This window comes from Streptomyces sp. NBC_00433, from assembly GCA_036015235.1.
In the GTDB taxonomy this organism is placed as follows: Bacteria; Actinomycetota; Actinomycetes; order Streptomycetales; family Streptomycetaceae; genus Actinacidiphila.
Map to the genome: position 1 here is coordinate 8,486,303 of CP107926.1, position 17,104 is coordinate 8,503,406.

The following is a 17,104-nucleotide window of genomic DNA, read 5'->3' on the forward strand; positions in this document are numbered from 1 at the left end:
CCGGGGCGGCAGCCCCGTCCCGCTGCGTTCACCGTGCCACTGCGTCGTGGCTTGTCGCACAGTTCTCCCCCAGCGCTACGCCTGGGGGAGAACTGCGCGGGGTGGTCGCCCGGGGACGCCGTGGAGGGGCCTACGGGGTCATCGTGAGGACGATTTTGCCGCGGGTGTGGCCGTCCTCCACCGCGCGGAGCGCACTGGGCGCCTCGGCGAGAGGGTAGGTACGGGTCACGTACGGGTCGAGGGCGCCCTCGACGACGAGCGCGGCCACCGCGGAAAGCACCGCACCGGTGCGGGCGCGAACGATCGCGCCGCCCCCGAGCTCCGCGGCCAGCGCCTTGTCCGCACCGCTGACGAGGCGCGAGCGGTCCGCGAGCAGATCGGCCAGCTCGCGCAGCGACGCACCGCCGACCAGGTCGAGGATGCCGTCGACCCCGCCGGGGGCGGCCGCGCGGACGCGGTCCGCGACGCCCTCGCCCGAGGCGACGTGGACCGCCCCCAGGGATTCCGCGAAGGACCGCTTCGCGGCGCCGGCCGTGCCGATGACGGTCAGCCCGGAGCGCCGGGCGATCTGGGCCGCGGCGACACCGACACCCCCGCCGACGCCGTTGACGAGCAGTGTCGCGCCGGCGGGCAGGGCGAGTTGGACGAGGGCGTCGTAGGCGGTGGCGGCCGCGACCGGCAGGGTGGCCGCGTCGGTCCAGGACAGGGCGGCCGGCTTGTGCGCGGCGCCGGCCGCGGGCAGCAGGGTCAGCTCGGCATAGCCGCCGGTGTCCGTGCCGCCGAAGACCTCGTCGCCGACGGCGAAGCCCTCGACGCCGGGGCCGATCTCCTCGACCACGCCGGCGGCCTCGCTGCCGAAGACCGACGGCAGCGCGTTCGGCGTGGAGCCGGCCCGCTGGTAGCCGCCGCGCCGCTTCCAGTCGACGGGGTTGACGCCCGCGGCCCGTACCGCGATCAGCAGCTGGCCGGGCCCCGGCACCGGCCACGGCAGGTCGGCGAAGGTCTCGGTCTCGGGGCCGCCGAAGGCGGTGTGGAGGTAGGCGGTGGGCATGTCGTGCTCCTCGGATGTGCGGGGGTCAGCGGTCGCCGGGGACCTGGAGGAAGTGGAAGTGGACGCTGCGCCGCAGCGTGAAGCCGAGCGTCTCGTAGAGCCGGATCGCACCGGTGTTGACCGCGGCCGCGTGCAGGAACGGCGTGTCGCCGCGGGCGCCGATCCCGGCCGCGGTGTGCAGCACCAGCCGGGTGGCGAGCCCCTGGCCGCGGTGCTCCTCGTCGGTGCACACCGCGCTGATCTCGGTCCAGCCGGGGGGCCGCAGCCGCTCCCCGGCCATCGCGACCAGCCGGCCGCCGCGGCGGATGCCGTAATACGCGCCCATCGCGATCGTGGCGGGCAGGAAGGGGCCGGGCTTGGCACGCTCGACCAGCTCCAGCATCTCCGGGACGTCGGACGGTCCCAGCGCCACGGCCTCGGGGTCGGTGCGGGCGTGGACCGCGGCCGCCACCAGTTGCACGCCCGGCGCGGACTGGCCGGTCGACCAGTCGGCGGGCAGCGAGGGCACTCCGGTGAGCGCGACGGAACTGCCGGGTCCCGCGAGGTCGGCCAGGTCAGCCCAGGCCTGCGGCTCCGCGGGGTCCGCGATGGCCACGAAGGGCGACACGTCGGTCCGGTAGCGGGCGGCGGATCCGGTGGCCTCGGCGAGGTGCCGGTGCGGGCCGTTCAGCGCGGACCATACGGCGTTGTCCAGCACGTGCGGTTCCGCGGTGCCGGGGTGCGGCGGCGGCTGGGAGGACTCAAGGCTGGTCGACATGGGCGCGGTGCTGCTCCGTTTCTGCGCCGCTGCGTCGGCGCTCATGGTGGCCAACCCGTTCGGGCCGCGGGAAAATCCCGCGCCGGGCCCGTAACCGCGTCGCTCCGCGGGCAGGTCAGAACCGCATGCCCTCGGCGAGCAGCGCGAACTGCCGGTCGTAGAGCGCGACCAGGTCCACCTTGCCGTCCCGCTGCACCCAGTGGCGTACGACCGCGGTCGACACCGCGATGAGCGCGGCCGCGGCGCAGTGCACGTCCAGGTCGTCGGGGTCGCGGCCGGTGCGCTCGCTGATCACCGCGGCCACCACGTCCTGGCTGCGCTGCATCTCGTCCCAGGAGCGCGCCCTGATCGCCGGGTCGGTGAAGCCGAGCCTGGTCCGCAGCAGCAGGTCGTCGTGGTCGGCCTCGATCAGCCGCCCGAGCGAGTCGGTCAGCGCGTGCCGGATCGAGTCGATGATCGGCTCGCCGGGCGGCCGGGCCCGCAGCGCCTGGACGAGCGCGGGGTCGTACTCGTCGTCGAGGACCACGTCCTCCTTGGTCGGGAAGTAGCGGAAGAAGGTGCTGGGGGAGACCTCGGCCGCGTCGGCGATCTGGTCGACGGTGGTGGCCTCGTAGCCCTGGGCGGCGAAGAGGCGGTAGGCCTCGCGCCTGATGGTCTGCAGGGTGCGCAGCTTCTTGCGCTCCCGCAGGCCCATCTCCGGCGCGGTCGGGGTCTCCTTGGCGTTCATGCCAGCGATTGTCCGTGCTCGGCGGTGGATGTCGCGACCTCCCGCGCGGCGGGGGCCGCCTCGCCGTCCGCGGCCCTTCCGGTGCGGGCGGGCAGGAAGAGGGCGGCGAGCACGGCACCGACCAGGGCGATCGCCGCGCACACCAGCAGTGCCAGGCTCATGCCGTGCACGAAGGCGTGGTGCGCGGAGGCCAGCAGCCCGGGGTCCCGCAGCCGCGCCGCCACCGCGCCGGCACCGCTCACCGAGTCCTGTGCGGCGGCCGCGGCCTGATCGGACAGTCCTCCGGTGTCCAGCCGGGCCAGATAGCCGGCGCTCAGCAGACTGCCGAGACCCGCGACGCCGAGCACCCCGCCGACCTGCTGCACGGTCTCCAGCAGGCTGGTGCCCCGCCCGGAGGCCTCCGCGGGCAGCGACGCCATCACCAGGCTGGTCGCGGGCACCACGGCGAGGCCGAAGCCGAAGCCCGTCATGGTCAGCCAGAGGGCGGCGTACGCGTATCCGTCGCCGGTGCCGGTGGCCGCGCCGACCAGGGTGCCCGCGGCGAAGACCAGCAGCCCCGCGGACACCACGACCCGTGCGCCCAGCCGCGGCACCAGCGTCTCGCCCAGCGTGGCGGCGGCCATCAGCCCGCCGATCAGCGGCAGGATCCGCAGGCCCGTGCCGAGTGCGTCGTGCCCGAGCACCTCCTGCAGATACTGCGGGACGACGAACATGATGCCCATCAGCGCGAAGTTCACGAAGACGGCGGTCAGCGTGCCCCAGCGGAAGCGCGGGTCGGCGAACAGCCGCATGTCCACCAGCGGGTGCGGATGGCGCCGCTGCCACCAGGCGAAGACCGCGAGCACCAGCGCGCCGCCGACGACGCCGCCCAGCACCCGGGGGCTGCCCCAGCCGTCGTCGGGGACCAGGATCGTGCCGTAGACGAGCGCGGTGATGCCCACGGCGCTGAGCACGGTGCCGACGGTGTCGAAAGGCACCGCGGCGCCGCGCTCCCGGGTCCGGTCGGCGGGCAGCAGCCAGACGCAGGCGATCAGCGCGAGCACCACCACCGGCATGTTGAAGAGGAAGACCGAGCCCCACCAGAAGTGGTTGAGCAGCCAGCCGCCGACCAGCGGGCCCACCGGCATGCCGATCGCGGTGGCCGCGGTCCAGGCGCCGATCGCCTTGGGCAGTTCGGCCGGGCCGAAGACCCGGGGGAGCACCGCCATCGACACCGGCATGATCATCGCCGCGGCCAACCCCAGCACGGTCCGCACGGCGATCAGCTGCCCCGGCGAGCCCGCCTGGGTGCCGGCCAGCGAGGCCAGGCCGAACAGCGCGATGCCGCCGATCAGGACGCGCTTGTGGCCGTGGCGGTCGCCGAGCAGCCCGACGGGCAGCATCGCCACCGAGAGCGCCAGCAGGTAGCCGCCGTTGATCCACTGCAACTGCGCGCTGTCGGCGCCCAGTTCTCCCGACAGGGTGGGCAGCGCCACGGTGATCACGGTGCCGTCGAGGGCGATGATCAGCACGCTCAGCGTCAGGGCGGCCAGCGCCCACCAGCGGCGCGGGGAGTTCGCGAGCGGGGGAGGGGCGGGCGCGGGCACGGACATGACGGTCTCCTGGGGGTCGACTCTGTAAAGAGAGTAACTCCCATGAAACTGTAATCTGTCAAATGAAAGTGAACTGTCAGTTTGCTCTGCGGTGACTTGTCGTCTTCTTCGCGGTCTTCTTGGCCGGGGCCTTCCGCGCGGTGGTCTTCTTGGCCGCCGCCTTCTTCGGCGCCGCCTTCTTGGCCGGGCGCTTCCCGGTGCCGCCCTCGCCCTTCGAGCTCAGCTCGGTGACGGTCGCATGCCGCCCGTCCTCGCCGCCGCGGCTGTCCTTGGCCTGGTCCACCGAGGCCTGCAGTGCCGCCATCAGGTCCACCACCTTGCCGCCGCCGCCCTCGCCGGCCGGCGCGGGCGGCTCGGCGCCCTCCAGCTTCGCCGTCACCATCGCCTCGACAGCCGCCGCGTATTCGTCCTGGTACGCCGCCAGGTCCGCCTCGCCGAGCGCCTCGATCAGGGTGTCGGCGAGCTGCAGCTCGTTGTCGCTGATGTTGACCTTGCCGCGCGGGACGGCGTCGGCCGCCGAGTTCAGCTCGTCGGGCCAGCGCAGCGTCTGCAGCAGCAGGATGTCGTCGCGCGCGGTGATCAGCGCCAGGTGCTCGGAATTGCGCATCGCGAACTTGCCCACCGCCGCCTTGCCCGAGCGGGCCAGCGCCTCGCGCATCAGGACGTACGGCTTGTTCGCCGTCGGCGAGGACGGCGCCAGGAAATACGGCGTGTCCAGCTGCATCGCGTCCACCGAGGCCGCCTCGACGAAGCCGCTCACCTCGATGGTCTTGGCGGTCGGCAGCGGCAGCCCCTGGAGGTCCGCGTCGGTGACCTCGACCAGCTGGTCGTCCGGGGTCTCGAAGGCCCGGCCGATGTCGGCGGAGGTCAGTACCTCCTCGTCCAGCTCGCAGGTCTTCTGGTAGCGCACCCGGCCCTGGTCGGCCAGATGGATCTGCCGGAAGCTGATCTTGTGGCTCGACACCGCGGACCCGAGCTTCACCGGGATGGAGACCAGCCCGAAGGCCAGGTTCCCGCTCCAGACGCTGCGCATGGCATGTCCTTTTTGTCAGACTATGGGAATCTTTATGGTATGCCGATCACCGAGGTCGAGGGCCGCCAGATCAAGCTCAGCAACCTCGACCGGGTGCTCTGGCCGGAGACCGGCACCACCAAGGGCGAGCTGCTGCACTACTACGCGAGCGTCGCCGACGCCCTCATCCCGCACTGCGCCGGGCGCCCGGCCAGCTTCGTGCGGACCCCCGACGGTGTGCAGGGCCAGCGCTTCTTCCAGAAACGCCCGCCCGCCGGTACCCCCGACTGGGTGACGACCGCCGAGACGCTCAGGAGCAGCGGCGAACTCATGCCGCAGGTCCAGCTGAACGACCTCGCCACCCTGATGTGGGCGGCGAACCTCGCGTGCGTGGAGATCCACACCCCGCAGTGGCGCTCCGCGGTGCCCGGCACCGCCGACCGCCTGGTCATCGACCTCGACCCGGGCCCGGACCGCACGGTCGTCGACTGCTGCGAGGTGGCACTCCTGCTGCGGGAGCGGCTCGCCGCCGACGGCATCGAGACCTGGGCCAAGACCAGCGGCTCCAAGGGCCTGCACCTCTACGCGGCGCTACGGGGCGCCGACTCGCGGCAGGCCTCCGCCTATGCGCGGCGGGTCGCCCAGGAGCTGGAAGCCGAACACCCTGACCGGGTGGTGTCACGGATGGCCAAGGCGGACCGGACCGGGCGGGTCTTCATCGACTGGTCGCAGAATTCCGCGAAGAAGACGACGGCGACGCCTTATACGGTGCGGGCCCGCCCGCATCCGACGGTTTCCACGCCCCTCGCGTGGGACGAGGTGGCCGCCGCGGCCACTCCCGCGGACCTGACCTTCACCCTCGCCGACCTCCCCCCACGCCTCGCCACCCACGGCGACCTCCTGTCCCCCCTTCTCGCCCCCGCCTCGCCTTCCCCCCTGCCCTGACCTCCGCCAGTCCGGTGACCGCCCCTCGCGGTACGCAGAGGGCACCCCACCAGGGGTGCGGGGAACTGCGCGCCCAGCCCACCACCGGCCGGTGGTCCGGAGCGGACCGAACAGCCCCTTTCGGCCGGTGGCGACGTGCAGCCCGTCGACGGCTGGTCGCGCAGTTCCCCGCGCCCCTGAAGGGCACCGCCCGCCGCGGAGGGCAAGCCCCCAGGGGCGCGGGGAACTGCGCGCGCGATCACGACGGTGCTGAGGCGTGACCCCACCGCCTCCCGGCGGGGAGGGGCCCGGAGACCGCGGGCCGGCGGTCAGGAACCCGAGGGGGAGCCGGAAAGGTGCTCCGACAGCTCCTTTTCGTCCTCGTCGTTGAGCGAGGTCTTCAGCACGGTCCCCCCGTAGGGCCCCATCGCGGCAGCGAACTTGTCCTCGGTGATCTTCGCCGCCATGATCACCACCGCCGCCGACCCCGGCGTCAGCATCGCCTGCACCTGATCGCGGAACTGCTCGTCGATGCCCGACTTGCCGAGCTTGCCGACGAGTCCGCCCATCGCGGCGCCGGCCAGCAGGCCGAGTCCGGGGACGAGGAAGAGCAGGCCGAAGACGGCGCCCCACAGGGCGCCGGACGCCGCGGACACGCCGACGATCTTGCTCGGGGTGTCGACGTGGGTCTTGCCGTCGGCGTCGACGTTGACGATGGCGAGCCCGTTGAGGTTCACCACGTAGTCCTTCTGCAGGTTCTGGACGGCGTTGTAGGCGTCGTCCGCGACGGCGGGGTCGTCGTAACCGATCACGATGAGCTCGGACATCAGGGCCTCCTGGGAGAAGTACGCACCCATATGTACCCTATGCCGGAAATAGCGCGAAAGCCCGGCGGGCTACTCCCGCGGCTCCCCGTACCAGCGCCAGCCGGCAACGCGCTCGCGGCCCGGCAGGGCGGTGCGCCCGGTCGACCAGAGCAGCGTGGGCCACGGCTCGGCGTCCGCGGGCGCGTCGGGGAAGAGCCGGTGCAGGGACCTGGCGCACAGGTCGGCGGGCGGGTCGAAGGGCAGGCCGAGCCCCGCGGTGATGTCGTGGGTGTGGACGAGCGTCTCGACCACACCCATCGCACCGAAGCCCGCCGGGTCGGACGCCCCGAAGACGTGGTGCGACCGCAGGTCGGGCGACGTGGTGCGGACCATCGAGGTGAGCAGCGCGCCGCAGGCTTCGAGGACCTGCAGCAGGCCCGCGACGCCCTCCCCGCGGTCCACGAAGATCGTGCTGGCCGGCCCCTCCGGCGCCTCCCGGTGCCAGGCGGCCGGCACATGGGTGGCCAGCGAGGGGACCCGCGGGCCGAGTTGGAGGGCGTACGCGAACAGGTCGTCGGCCAGGTGCTCGGCGGTCTGCCAGCAGGTCCAGGTCAAGGTGCCGGCCGGCGCGTCCCAGCCGCTGTCGGGGGCGTCCCGCAGGGCCGCGACCGACAGCCGTACGGCCAGGTCGACGTCGTCGGCGGTCACGGGTCCCTGGGTGCGCTGCGCTGCGGAGGTCATGCCGGGACCGTACAACTCCCCCCGCCCGGCGGTGATCAGGGGGCGAAGACCTGCTGCGCGGCCACCGCCGCGCCGCCCCGCGCCCAGGCCTCGAAGGGCAGCGGGCGCACCACGAGGTCGCAGTCGGCCGCGGCCCCGAAGGCCTGGGCGCGGAAGGCGGCGCGGACCGCGTCGGCGAAGAGGTCGTAGGAGGCCACGCCCTCGCCGGAGATGACGATGCGCTGCGGGCCGACCAGGTTGGCGATGGAGGCCATGGCGAGGCCGAGCGCGCGCCCGGCGCGGGCGAAGACCTCGCGTACGGCCGGGTCGCCGGCGTGTGCGCGCCGGACCGCGCCGGCCATGGTCAGGCCGGGGTCGCCGGTGGCCTGCCTGGCCTGCTCGGTGATGGCGTGGGTGGCGGCGACGGCCTCCACGCAGCCGGTGTTGCCGCAGGTGCAGACCCGGTCGCCGCCCACCGGCAGGTGCCCGGCCTCGCCGGCGACGCCGTAGGCGCCCGACACCACCCGCCCGTCGACCGCGATACCGCAGCCGATGCCTGCGCCGACGGTGACCAGGGCGAACGACGACAGGCCCGCGCCCGCCCCGAACCACTGCTCGGCCACGGTCAGTGCCCGTACGTCGTTGTCGACCGCCGCGGGGGTGCCGGTGGCCGCCTCGACCAGCCGGGCCAGCGGCACCTGGCGCCAGTCCAGGAACGGCGAATACTGCACGGTCCCGGCCCGCGCGTCGATGTCCCCCGCGAGGGTGACCCCGATGCCGTGCACCCCGCCCGGTGACTCGGCGCCGCCCTCCGCCGCCGGGCCGCCTGCCGTCCGCAGCCGGGCCACCAGCCGGGCGATCGCCCGCACCGCGCTGCCGACGTCCCGTGAGGCCAGCGGGGCGCGGCGGGTGGCGAGCGGGGTGGCGGTCAGGTCGGTGAGGACGCCGATCAGCTCGTCCGCGGTGACCTTGACCCCGACGAAACGCGCGCGCTCCGCCCGTACGGCCATCGGCGTCGCGGGCCGGCCGCTGGCCCGCCCGCCGGCGGGGCGGCCCAGCTCGGTGATCCAGCCGTCGGCCAGCAGGGGTGCGGCGACCTTGGTGACGGCACCCGGCGACAGGCCGGTGCGCCGCCCCAACTCGGCCCGGGTGAGCGGTCCTTGCACCAGCAGCGTCCTGAAGACCAGGGCGGCGGCCGGCGGTCGTCCGGCGAGCGTCATGCCGCCGACCCTACCTTTCCTCCGGAAATCATCAAGCCCGAGACGGGTGTGCACCCACCCCAGACCCCCGCCGACTGCGGCCCAGGAATATGTTGACCGAGGAAGGAAAGTCGGCCTAGATTCGGCCGGACCCGAGGAGAGGAACCCGCCATGCAGGATGCCACCGCACGGACCGTCTCGCTGCGCGCGGCGGGCACCGCCCTGGTCGTGGAGCTGACCGAGCCGGTGCCGCGGGTCCTGCACTGGGGCGCCGACCTCGGCGAGCTGTCGGACGCCGACACTGCCGCGCTGAGCCTCACCGCGGACGGCGCCGTCCTCAACAACGCCATCGACCGGCCGCGCCGCTTCACCGTCTGGCCCACCGAGGCCGACGGCTGGTCGGGCACCCCCGCGCAGGAGGGCCACCTCGCGGGCGGCGCCGCGGCGCCCGGGCCTGTGCTCACCGGCAGCACCCACCGGGACTTCACCGGCGGCGGCGGTGAGATCGGCATCGCCATGACGGACCGCACCACCGGCCTCGACATCGCCGTCACCTACCGCCTGGAGCCCTCCGGCGTGCTCGGCGTCAGCGCGGAGCTGACCCGCAGGGCGGACGCCGAGCCCGTACCGTACGACCTCGCGCGGGTCTCCACCCTGCTGCCGCTGCCCGCCAGGGCCGCCGAGGTGCTGGACTTCACGGGCAAGTGGAGCAGGGAGCGCCAGCCGCAGCGCCGCCCGCTGGGCCACGGCGGCCACGTGCGCGAGGTGCGGCGCGGCAAGCCCGGCCTGGACTCGCCCTACCTGCTGGCCGCCGGGGTGCCCGGCTTCGGCTTCAGGGACGGCGAGGTGTGGGGCGTGCACATCGCCTGGAGCGGCGACCAGCGCTATCTGGTCGAGCAGCTCCCCGAGGGCGCCGGCGTCCACGCCGCGGTCCTCGGCGGCGGCGAACTGCTGAGGGCCGGCGAGATACGCCTCGCGCCCGGCGCCACCTACCGCACCCCGGTCTGCCACTTCGCCTGGTCGTCCGACGGCCTCGACGGTCTCGCCGACCGCTTCCACGCCCTGCTGCGCGCCCGCCCCGGGCACCCGCGCACCCCCCGTCCGGTGGTGCTCAACAGCTGGGAGGCCGTCTATTTCGACCACGACCTGGACCGGCTGCGCCGGCTCGCCGACCGCGCCGCCGAGGTCGGGGTGGAGCGCTTCGTGCTGGACGACGGCTGGTTCACCGGCCGCCGCGCCGACGACGCGGGCCTCGGCGACTGGTACGTCGACCCGGAGGTGTGGCCCGCCGGCCTCGCGCCGCTGGCCGACCACGTACGGTCGCTCGGCATGGACTTCGGGCTCTGGTTCGAGCCCGAGATGGTCAACCCCGACTCCGACCTGGCCCGCGAGCACCCGGACTGGATCCTGGGCCCGGCCCGCGGACGCGGCCCCACCTCCCGCAACCAGTACGTGCTCGACGTCTCGCACCCCGACGCGTGGGCCTATCTGCTGGACCGCCTCGACACCCTGGTCGGCGAATACGGCATCGCCTACCTCAAGTGGGACCACAACCGCGAGCTGCACGAGGCGGTGCACGGCCCCGGCGACCGGCCCGCGGGCCACGCCCAGGTCGAGGCCTTCTACCGGCTGCTCGACACGCTGCGCTCCCGGCACCCCGCGCTGGAGATCGAGAGCTGCGCCTCCGGCGGCGGCCGGATCGACCTCGGGGTCCTGGCCAGGACCGACCGGGTGTGGACCTCGGACTGCAACGACCCGGTGGAGCGCCAGACCATCCAGCGCTGGACCGCTCAGCTGCTGCCGCCCGAGCTGATCGGCGCCCACGTCGGGGCGGCGGAGAGCCACACCACGGGACGGGTCACCGCCGACACCTTCCGGCTGGCCACCAGCCTCTTCTGCCACCCCGGCATCGAGCAGGACCTCACCCGGTGCGAGCCCGCCGAACTGGCCGCGATCACCGCGTGGACCGCGCTCTACCGCGAGCTGCGCCCGCTGCTGCACAGCGGCCGGCAGGTCCGCGCCGACCTGCCCGGTGACGCGACCCTGCTGCACGGCGTCGTCGCAGGCGACTCCTCGGCCGCGCTCTACTGCTGGGCGCGGCTGGCCACCTCGGCGGAGGGGCAGTCGGGCCGGGTACGGCTGCCCGGCCTGGCTCCGGACGCCCGCTACCGGGTGCGGGTCCGCACCGACCTCGGGCTGCCGTCGCTGCACCAGTCGGCGGGCCCGGCCTGGTTCACCGCGGCGCTGGACGGCTGGGTGCCGATGCCGGGGGCGGTGCTCGTGCGGGCGGGGCTGCCGATGCCGACGCTCAATCCGGGCCACGCGGCCCTGATCGAGGTGCGCGCGGGCTGAGCGGGGGGTGCCCGGCAGGAGGGGGTGCGCCCGCTGTATCGTCCGTTCGGTCCACCCCGGCTGCGGCGGCGCCGCCCCCTCGCCAGGGTGCCGCACGAGGGGATCCACGCCGGGGCCCCGGCCGGACGACGGGACCAGGGAGCGCACCCGATGGACCTCACCAGCACCGTGGACGGCCTGATGGGCGGTCTGACGGCGGACCTCGCACGGCTCGCCGCGATCCCGTCCATCGCCTTCCCCGGCTACCCGCGCTCCGAGGTCGTCAGGGCCCACGACCTGCTGGTGGAAATGCTGCGGGGCGCGGGCGTCGAGCACATCGAAAGCCTCGACCTGCCCGACACCGCGCCGGTCGTCTACGCCGAGATCCCGCCCCCCGACCCGGACGCGCCGACCGTACTTCTCTACGGCCACTACGACGTCCAGCCCCCCGGCGACGAGTCGCTGTGGCTCTCGCCGCCCTTCGAGCCGACCCCGGTCGAGGGCGGGCTGCGGGCCCGCGGCATCGCCGACGACAAATCCAACGTCATCGCCCACCTGGGAGTCCTGCGCGCCTACGGCGGCCGGCCGCCCACCGGGCTGAAGATCGTCATCGAGGGCCAGGAGGAGTACGGCAGCGCCTTCGACGACTACCCGCCCACCGACCCCGGGCGCTTCGCCTGCGACGCCATGGTGATCGCCGACATGGGCAACCTGCGGCCCGGCACCCCGACCTTCACCACCGGGCTGCGCGGCGTCGCCGAGATCGTGGTGGAGGTGCGCACGCTGGCCGAGGCCCGGCACAGCGGCGGATACGGCGGCGCCGCCCCCGACGCGCTGCTCGTCCTGGTCCGCGCGCTGGCCGGGCTGCACGACGAACACGGCGACGTGGCCGTCGCGGGGCTGCGCCGCGAGCAGTGGGACGGGGCGTCGTACACCGAGCGGGAATTCCGCGAACTGGCCGCCGTGGCCGACGGGATGCCGCTGACCGGCACCGGCAGCCTGGGGGAGCGGCTGTGGAGCGGGCCGGCGATCACGGTGATCGGCCTGGACGCCCCGGCTGTGGACGGCGCCGCCTCCGCGGTGGTCCCCTATGCGCGCGCCAAGCTCAACCTGCGGGTCCACCCGCGCCAGGACCCGCGGCAGGCAACCGATGCGCTGGTCCGGCACCTGCGTGAACACCGGCCTTACGGCGTCGAGTTGACGGTCACCCCGGGCGACGCGGGCCCCGGCTTCGAGGCGGCGACCGGCGGCCCGGCCTACCGGGCCGCCCGCACCGCGCTGCGCGAAGCCTGGGGCGCGGAGCCGCAGTTCGCGGCCAGCGGCGGCTCCATCCCGCTGGTCAACGGGCTCGCCAGGGCCGTGCCGCACGCGGAGGTGCTGCTCTTCGGCGCCCAGGACAGCATGTGCAATCTGCACGCGCCCAACGAGCGGGTGCTCTTCTCCGAACTGCGCGGCGCGGTGATCGCGGAAGCGGCCTTCCTGCGTGAATACGCCGCTGCCTTCCGGGCGGCGGACCGCCCGCGATGAGCGGCATTTGTGGATTTGTCTCGCTCGGTGGGATTTCCGCCTGATGTCACCTGGTTCCACCTGATGTCACCCGGTGCTGTCCGGCGCCGTCCGGTGCCGCACACAACGAATGCAATTGCATCGGGAATTGCAGATGCGCTTGCCGGGTAGAGGTGTGTGGGAGTGCCGCGAACCGCGGTGCTCTTGCGACGGATGAGCCCGGTGGACTCAGGAGAGAGGCGATGTCCTGTGGAACAGCAGATCGTCAACGGCGTGCAGGCCAGCAGCATTTCCGGGGCGCGATGGACCAAGAGTGCCCGTAGCAACCCGAGTGGCAACTGTGTCGAGGTTGCCCAACTGCCGGGCGGCGGCGTGGCCGTTCGCAATTCGCGCTTCCCGGACGGACCGGCTCTGGTATACACGCAAGCAGAGATGGCCGCATTCGTCGGGGGTGCCAAGGACGGCGACTTCGACGCTTTTACGGTGTGAAGCCGGCCGTTTGACGTCCAAGAGGGCGAACTGCGGGCTTCGCGGTGCAATACTGACCCGTCCAGTATGACTCGGGAGCCCGCATGTCCGCTCAAGCGCAGCCCGTATCGCCGTTACCGCTGTTCGAACGCCGTCCGGACATGGGCGCGCGGGCCATGTCCCGGGTGCTGGGCAATTACCTCCGCGCCCTGCGCGAGAGCCGCGGCTGCAGCCCGGCCACCGCGGGGAGCCACATCCGCGCCCACGCGTCGAAGATCAGCCGCATGGAGACCGCCCATGTCTCCCTCAAGGCGCGCGACGTCGAGGATCTGCTCCAGCTCTACGGCGTCGCCGACGACGAACGCGCCCAGATCGCCGACCTGGTGCGGCGCGCCGCCGGCCCCGACTGGTGGCAGCCCTACGGCGAGATCGTCCCCGAGTGGCTCCAGGCGCTCATCGGCCTGGAGCGCGACGCCCACCTGGTGCGCACCTACGAGACCCAGTTCGTGCCCGGTCTGCTGCAGACCGTCTCCTACGCCAGGGCGGTGGTGCGGAGCGGCCACCGGCTCGCCCCCGCCGAGGAGAACGCCCGGCGCGTGGAGCTGCGGATGGAACGGCAGCGCAGGATGGCGGAACCCGGGGCACCCGTGCTGTGGGCGCTCATCGACGAGGGGGCGCTGCACCGCCCGGTCGGCGGCGCGGCCGTGATGCGCGAGCAACTGCAGTACCTGCTCGACGTCCTGCGCCGGCCCGGCGTACGGCTGCAGGTCGCCTCGTACGCCGCGAGCGCCTCCGCCACCCCCGGGACCGCGGTGACCTATCTGCGCTTCGCCCAGGGCTTCCTGCCCGACGTCGTCTACCTGGAGCACATGACCAGCGCGGTCTACCTGGACCGCCTCGACGACGTCGACCGCTATCGCGCCGCGCTGGACGAACTCAGCGCGCTCGCGGCAACTCCCGCCGCCAGCAGGGTGATCCTGGAGGAGGCCCTGCTCCGCTACCAGTGAGCCGGTGCGTGCGGAGCCTCCCGCCGCCGGCCGGTCAGCCGGGGATGCGGCCGACGCCGCCGAACCCGATCCACTCCATGCTGGGCTGCTTGAGCACCAGATCGGAGTCCGGGCGCCAGGTGGACACCTCCACCAGGCCGGGCTCCAGGATCTCCGTGCCCTCGAGGAACCGCAGCACATCCTGCTCGCGCCGCACCTCGCCCCAATTCCCGCCGGTGCTGCGGGCCATGAAGTCGGTGACGCCGCGCCGGGTCTCCTCGTCCTCGCTGACCAGCTGGCACACCACCAGGTAGCTTCCCGGCGGCACTTTGGCCGCCGCCCGCCGCACCACGTCCGCCGGGTCGTCACGGTCCGGAATGCAGTGCAGCACCGACACGAAGAGCACGGCGACCGGCTCGTCGGTGTTGATCAGCCGCTTGACCTCCGGGTGCGCCCAGATCGTCTCGGTGTCGCGCATGTCCGCCTGGATCACCGCGGTGTTCTCGTTCTGCTCCAGCAGCGCGCGGCCGTGGGCCAGCACTATCGGGTCGTTGTCGATGTAGACCACCCGGGACGAGGGGTCGACCCGCTGGGCCACCTCGTGGACGTTGTCCTGCGTCGGTAAGCCGGAGCCGTGGTCCACGAACTGCCGGATCCCGTGGTCCTCGGCCAGCCTGCGCACGACCCGGCGCAGGAAGGCACGGTTGTTCAGCGCCAGCACCTTGGTGCTCGGCACCTGCTTGAGCAGCTCTTCCGTGGCCGCGCGGTCGGCGGGGTAGTTGTCCTTCCCGTCCATCAGGAAGTCGTACATGCGAGCCACACTCGGCACCGTCACGTCGATCTTGTCCGTCAGTGGTACGTCCCCGTTGTCCATCGGGTTCCTCACGGCATCATCGGCTCGGCACAGGCGGGTTGGAAGTGATCTGGAACACTCCCATCCTAGGGAGCGGGCGGGGCACGGTCGAGACCGTGACCCGCCCCCCCGGCCCCGGCCGCACCGGCCGGGAAGCGGGAAACCCCGCGGCGGGCGGGACCGGGAGCGGGCTCACGCGCGGGCGGCGAGCCACTCGGTGAAGGTGGTGGTGCCGCGGGGGCCGTCCGTGACGGGGAGGAGGCCGCCTTCCGTCATGGCGCGGCCTCCTGCGCCGGGGAGCCGCAGCGGGAAGATCAGCCGGCGCGAGCCGTCGGCCCGGGCGAGGCGCTTGACCATGTCCGTCATCTGCTCCTGGTGCGGCCCCGCCAGGTCCGGCGCCATGCCCTGCGGCGGCCCCTCCACCAGGCGGACCAGTTCGGCGGCGACCTCGGCCACCGCCACCGGCTGGCTGAGCATCCGCGGCGCCACCGCGACCGGACCCGGCATGTCGAGCATCTGCCCGGCGAACTCGTGGAATTGCGTGGCCCGCAGCACCGTCCACGGCACGCTGCCGGCCGCGATCAGCTCCTCCTGCCGTCGCTTGCCGGCGTAGTAGCTGTATTCGACCCGGTCGATGCCGACGATCGACAGCGCCACGTGGTGGGCCACCCCGGCCTTCTCCTCGGCCGCCAGCAGGTTGCGGCCGGCCGCGTCGAAGAAGGCGACCGCGGGCTTGCGCCGGGTGGTCTTCACATTGCTCACGTCGATGACCGCGTCCACCGACTCCAGCGCCTCGTCCAGGCCGCTGCCCGTGACCAGGTCGACGCCGCGGGAGCGGGCCAGCACCACCGGCTCGTGCCCGCCTGCGGTCAGCGCCTCCACCACATGACGCCCCGTCAGCCCCGTACCGCCTGCCACCGCCACACGCATCGCGCGGCTCCTTTCGTCGTACCGGTCATCGAACAGCAGCAGCCAAGCACGGCTGCCGGGATGCCGCAGGCGAAAACGCGCCCCGGGACGGAATAGCGTCAGGCGGTCGCAGGCAGCGCGTTGTACGCCCGCGCCACCACGCTCGGCGCGGGCTCGCCGCCCGTGCCGGCCGGCCAGCGCAGCGTGACCTCCCGGGACTCGCCCGGCAGCAGCCACAGGCAGTTGTCGTCGGCCAGCGCGGGCACCGCGGGGTCGGCCAGCGACACCCGGACCATCGCGGCGGGCGACGCGCCGGTGTTCGCCACCGTCGCGGTGACCGCGGCCTCGCCCGCCGGGCGGGCCGCGACCGAGAGCCGTACGTTCGGCAGGCCGTTGAGCGAGCGCATGTCCGTGGGCGAGCGGTAGCGCCAGTAGTCGTTGGCCGACAGCAGCCGTCCGTCGGCCGCGGTCAGCCGCAGCCGCAGCAGATGCGCGGCCGGCAGCGCCCGCGCGAAGGGCATCGCGAAGGGCGCGCTGACGCTGCCTGCGGCCAGGTCGGCCGTGTGCAGCGACGGCGCCCCGATCGGCCGGCCGCCGAGGTCGTACAGCTGCCCGGCGACCGTCGCGCCCCGCAGCGCCGCCGCGGTGTGGTTCGCCGCGAGCACCGTGCCCTGCGCCGGGTCGGCCTGGACGTGCAGCGGCTCGCTGCCCTTGCGGGCCCCGTAGTAGCCGCCGCTCGTGTCGAGGCCGTGCCCGCACACCGGCCACACGGGGGTGTGCCGCGCCGGGTGCGGCAGCGTGAACGGCAGTCCGGCGGCGCCGCGCCACATCCGGATGTTCCACGCCTCGAACATCGCCCGCATGCTCTCGTAGTCGACGAACTGCGCCTTGCGGCTCAGCTCCTGCGCCGACGTCGAGGTGCCGAGGCGTTCGGCGACCGCCCGCAGATACCCCGCGCCGCGCGACCCGCCCGGTGCGCCGTGCCCGACAGCCTTGCCGCCGTGCGGCCCGACCCGGGTCGCCGCGGCGCCGGGTCTGCTGAGGGAGGTCGGGTTCTTCGGCATGGGCGCCGCTCCGTTCGGGAATGTGGGTGCAGAGGGTGCCGGCGGGCCGGCGGGCGTGCGGGAGTCCGCTCGCCCCGGGCGAGAAGGGCGAGCGAAGGATGACAACGTTGCCATGTCGTGTTGACAACGTTGCCAAGGCGGTCTGCTCTGCCGCGCCCGACACTTCAAGCCGGTTCGGGAAAACCCTCGTCGCCGCGCG

General features: G+C 73.6%; 16 protein-coding genes. 5 read left to right on the forward strand and 11 right to left on the reverse strand.

Going from position 1 to position 17,104, the window contains the following annotated elements; translation table 11 throughout:
* Positions 1-130 precede the first annotated feature (130 nt).
* The 5 genes from OG900_36730 to OG900_36750 form a co-directional block, all read right to left on the reverse strand.
* Positions 131-1,051, reverse strand: a complete 921-nt coding sequence (locus OG900_36730) for an NADP-dependent oxidoreductase (GenBank protein ID WUH95162.1) — start codon at positions 1,049-1,051, stop codon at positions 131-133.
* Positions 1,052-1,076: 25 nt separating this feature from the next.
* A complete protein-coding gene (locus OG900_36735; GenBank protein WUH96056.1) occupies positions 1,077-1,808 on the reverse strand; it encodes a GNAT family N-acetyltransferase in 732 nt (243 codons plus the stop codon).
* 115 nt (positions 1,809-1,923) lie between these two features.
* A complete protein-coding gene (locus tag OG900_36740; protein WUH95163.1) occupies positions 1,924-2,535 on the reverse strand; it encodes a TetR family transcriptional regulator in 612 nt (203 codons plus the stop codon).
* Positions 2,532-4,127, reverse strand: a complete 1,596-nt coding sequence (locus OG900_36745) for a DHA2 family efflux MFS transporter permease subunit (GenBank protein ID WUH95164.1) — start codon at positions 4,125-4,127, stop codon at positions 2,532-2,534. Before OG900_36745 ends, OG900_36740 begins: the two co-directional genes overlap by 4 nt.
* A gap of 76 nt (positions 4,128-4,203) precedes the next feature.
* Positions 4,204-5,160: a Ku protein gene (locus OG900_36750; GenBank protein ID WUH95165.1), complete on the reverse strand. Its 957-nt coding sequence runs from the start codon at positions 5,158-5,160 to the stop codon at positions 4,204-4,206.
* Positions 5,161-5,199: 39 nt separating this feature from the next.
* On the opposite strand from OG900_36750, the gene ligD reads away from it, so the two are divergent.
* Complete coding sequence (gene ligD, locus OG900_36755) at positions 5,200-6,084, forward strand: non-homologous end-joining DNA ligase (GenBank protein WUH95166.1); 885 nt, start codon at positions 5,200-5,202, stop codon at positions 6,082-6,084.
* Positions 6,085-6,392: 308 nt separating this feature from the next.
* Here the strand turns inward: ligD and OG900_36760 are convergent, their stop codons facing one another.
* From OG900_36760 to OG900_36770, 3 genes are all read right to left on the reverse strand, one after another.
* Entirely contained in the window at positions 6,393-6,890 is a 498-nt protein-coding gene (locus OG900_36760) for a DUF1269 domain-containing protein (GenBank protein WUH95167.1), read from the reverse strand.
* A 69-nt stretch (positions 6,891-6,959) separates the two neighbouring features.
* Complete coding sequence (locus OG900_36765) at positions 6,960-7,610, reverse strand: hypothetical protein (protein ID WUH95168.1); 651 nt, start codon at positions 7,608-7,610, stop codon at positions 6,960-6,962.
* A 35-nt stretch (positions 7,611-7,645) separates the two neighbouring features.
* A complete protein-coding gene (locus tag OG900_36770) occupies positions 7,646-8,809 on the reverse strand; it encodes an ROK family transcriptional regulator (protein ID WUH95169.1) in 1,164 nt (387 codons plus the stop codon).
* A 150-nt stretch (positions 8,810-8,959) separates the two neighbouring features.
* On the opposite strand from OG900_36770, the gene OG900_36775 reads away from it, so the two are divergent.
* The 4 genes from OG900_36775 (at position 8,960) to OG900_36790 (ending at position 14,100) form a co-directional block, all read left to right on the forward strand.
* Entirely contained in the window at positions 8,960-11,140 is a 2,181-nt protein-coding gene (locus tag OG900_36775; GenBank protein WUH95170.1) for an alpha-galactosidase, read from the forward strand.
* 150 nt (positions 11,141-11,290) lie between these two features.
* Complete coding sequence (locus tag OG900_36780) at positions 11,291-12,646, forward strand: M20/M25/M40 family metallo-hydrolase (protein ID WUH95171.1); 1,356 nt, start codon at positions 11,291-11,293, stop codon at positions 12,644-12,646.
* A 228-nt stretch (positions 12,647-12,874) separates the two neighbouring features.
* Complete coding sequence (locus OG900_36785; protein WUH95172.1) at positions 12,875-13,114, forward strand: DUF397 domain-containing protein; 240 nt, start codon at positions 12,875-12,877, stop codon at positions 13,112-13,114.
* 83 nt (positions 13,115-13,197) lie between these two features.
* Complete coding sequence (locus tag OG900_36790; GenBank protein ID WUH95173.1) at positions 13,198-14,100, forward strand: helix-turn-helix domain-containing protein; 903 nt, start codon at positions 13,198-13,200, stop codon at positions 14,098-14,100.
* 34 nt (positions 14,101-14,134) lie between these two features.
* Here OG900_36790 and OG900_36795 read toward each other — a convergent pair whose 3' ends face one another.
* The 3 genes from OG900_36795 to OG900_36805 form a co-directional block, all read right to left on the reverse strand.
* Positions 14,135-14,953: an SAM-dependent methyltransferase gene (locus OG900_36795; protein ID WUH95174.1), complete on the reverse strand. Its 819-nt coding sequence runs from the start codon at positions 14,951-14,953 to the stop codon at positions 14,135-14,137.
* A 171-nt stretch (positions 14,954-15,124) separates the two neighbouring features.
* Entirely contained in the window at positions 15,125-15,862 is a 738-nt protein-coding gene (locus OG900_36800; protein WUH95175.1) for an NAD(P)H-binding protein, read from the reverse strand.
* 98 nt (positions 15,863-15,960) lie between these two features.
* On the reverse strand, positions 15,961-16,905 hold the full coding sequence (locus OG900_36805; GenBank protein ID WUH95176.1) for a hypothetical protein: 945 nt from the start codon (positions 16,903-16,905) through the stop codon (positions 15,961-15,963).
* Positions 16,906-17,104: the final 199 nt, after the last annotated feature.

Coding starts and splice junctions, on each gene's coding strand:
- OG900_36775 (WUH95170.1), top strand. CDS start 8,960: ATGCAGGATGCCACCGCACGGACCGTCTCGCTGCGCGCGGCGGGCACC.
- OG900_36780 (WUH95171.1), top strand. CDS start 11,291: ATGGACCTCACCAGCACCGTGGACGGCCTGATGGGCGGTCTGACGGCG.
- OG900_36805 (WUH95176.1), bottom strand. CDS start 16,905: ATGCCGAAGAACCCGACCTCCCTCAGCAGACCCGGCGCCGCGGCGACC.
- OG900_36800 (WUH95175.1), bottom strand. CDS start 15,862: ATGCGTGTGGCGGTGGCAGGCGGTACGGGGCTGACGGGGCGTCATGTG.
- OG900_36735 (WUH96056.1), bottom strand. CDS start 1,808: ATGTCGACCAGCCTTGAGTCCTCCCAGCCGCCGCCGCACCCCGGCACC.
- OG900_36745 (WUH95164.1), bottom strand. CDS start 4,127: ATGTCCGTGCCCGCGCCCGCCCCTCCCCCGCTCGCGAACTCCCCGCGC.
- OG900_36765 (WUH95168.1), bottom strand. CDS start 7,610: ATGACCTCCGCAGCGCAGCGCACCCAGGGACCCGTGACCGCCGACGAC.
- OG900_36750 (WUH95165.1), bottom strand. CDS start 5,160: ATGCGCAGCGTCTGGAGCGGGAACCTGGCCTTCGGGCTGGTCTCCATC.
- OG900_36795 (WUH95174.1), bottom strand. CDS start 14,953: ATGGACAACGGGGACGTACCACTGACGGACAAGATCGACGTGACGGTG.
- OG900_36790 (WUH95173.1), top strand. CDS start 13,198: ATGTCCGCTCAAGCGCAGCCCGTATCGCCGTTACCGCTGTTCGAACGC.
- ligD (WUH95166.1), top strand. CDS start 5,200: ATGCCGATCACCGAGGTCGAGGGCCGCCAGATCAAGCTCAGCAACCTC.
- OG900_36770 (WUH95169.1), bottom strand. CDS start 8,809: ATGACGCTCGCCGGACGACCGCCGGCCGCCGCCCTGGTCTTCAGGACG.
- OG900_36730 (WUH95162.1), bottom strand. CDS start 1,051: ATGCCCACCGCCTACCTCCACACCGCCTTCGGCGGCCCCGAGACCGAG.
- OG900_36760 (WUH95167.1), bottom strand. CDS start 6,890: ATGTCCGAGCTCATCGTGATCGGTTACGACGACCCCGCCGTCGCGGAC.
- OG900_36740 (WUH95163.1), bottom strand. CDS start 2,535: ATGAACGCCAAGGAGACCCCGACCGCGCCGGAGATGGGCCTGCGGGAG.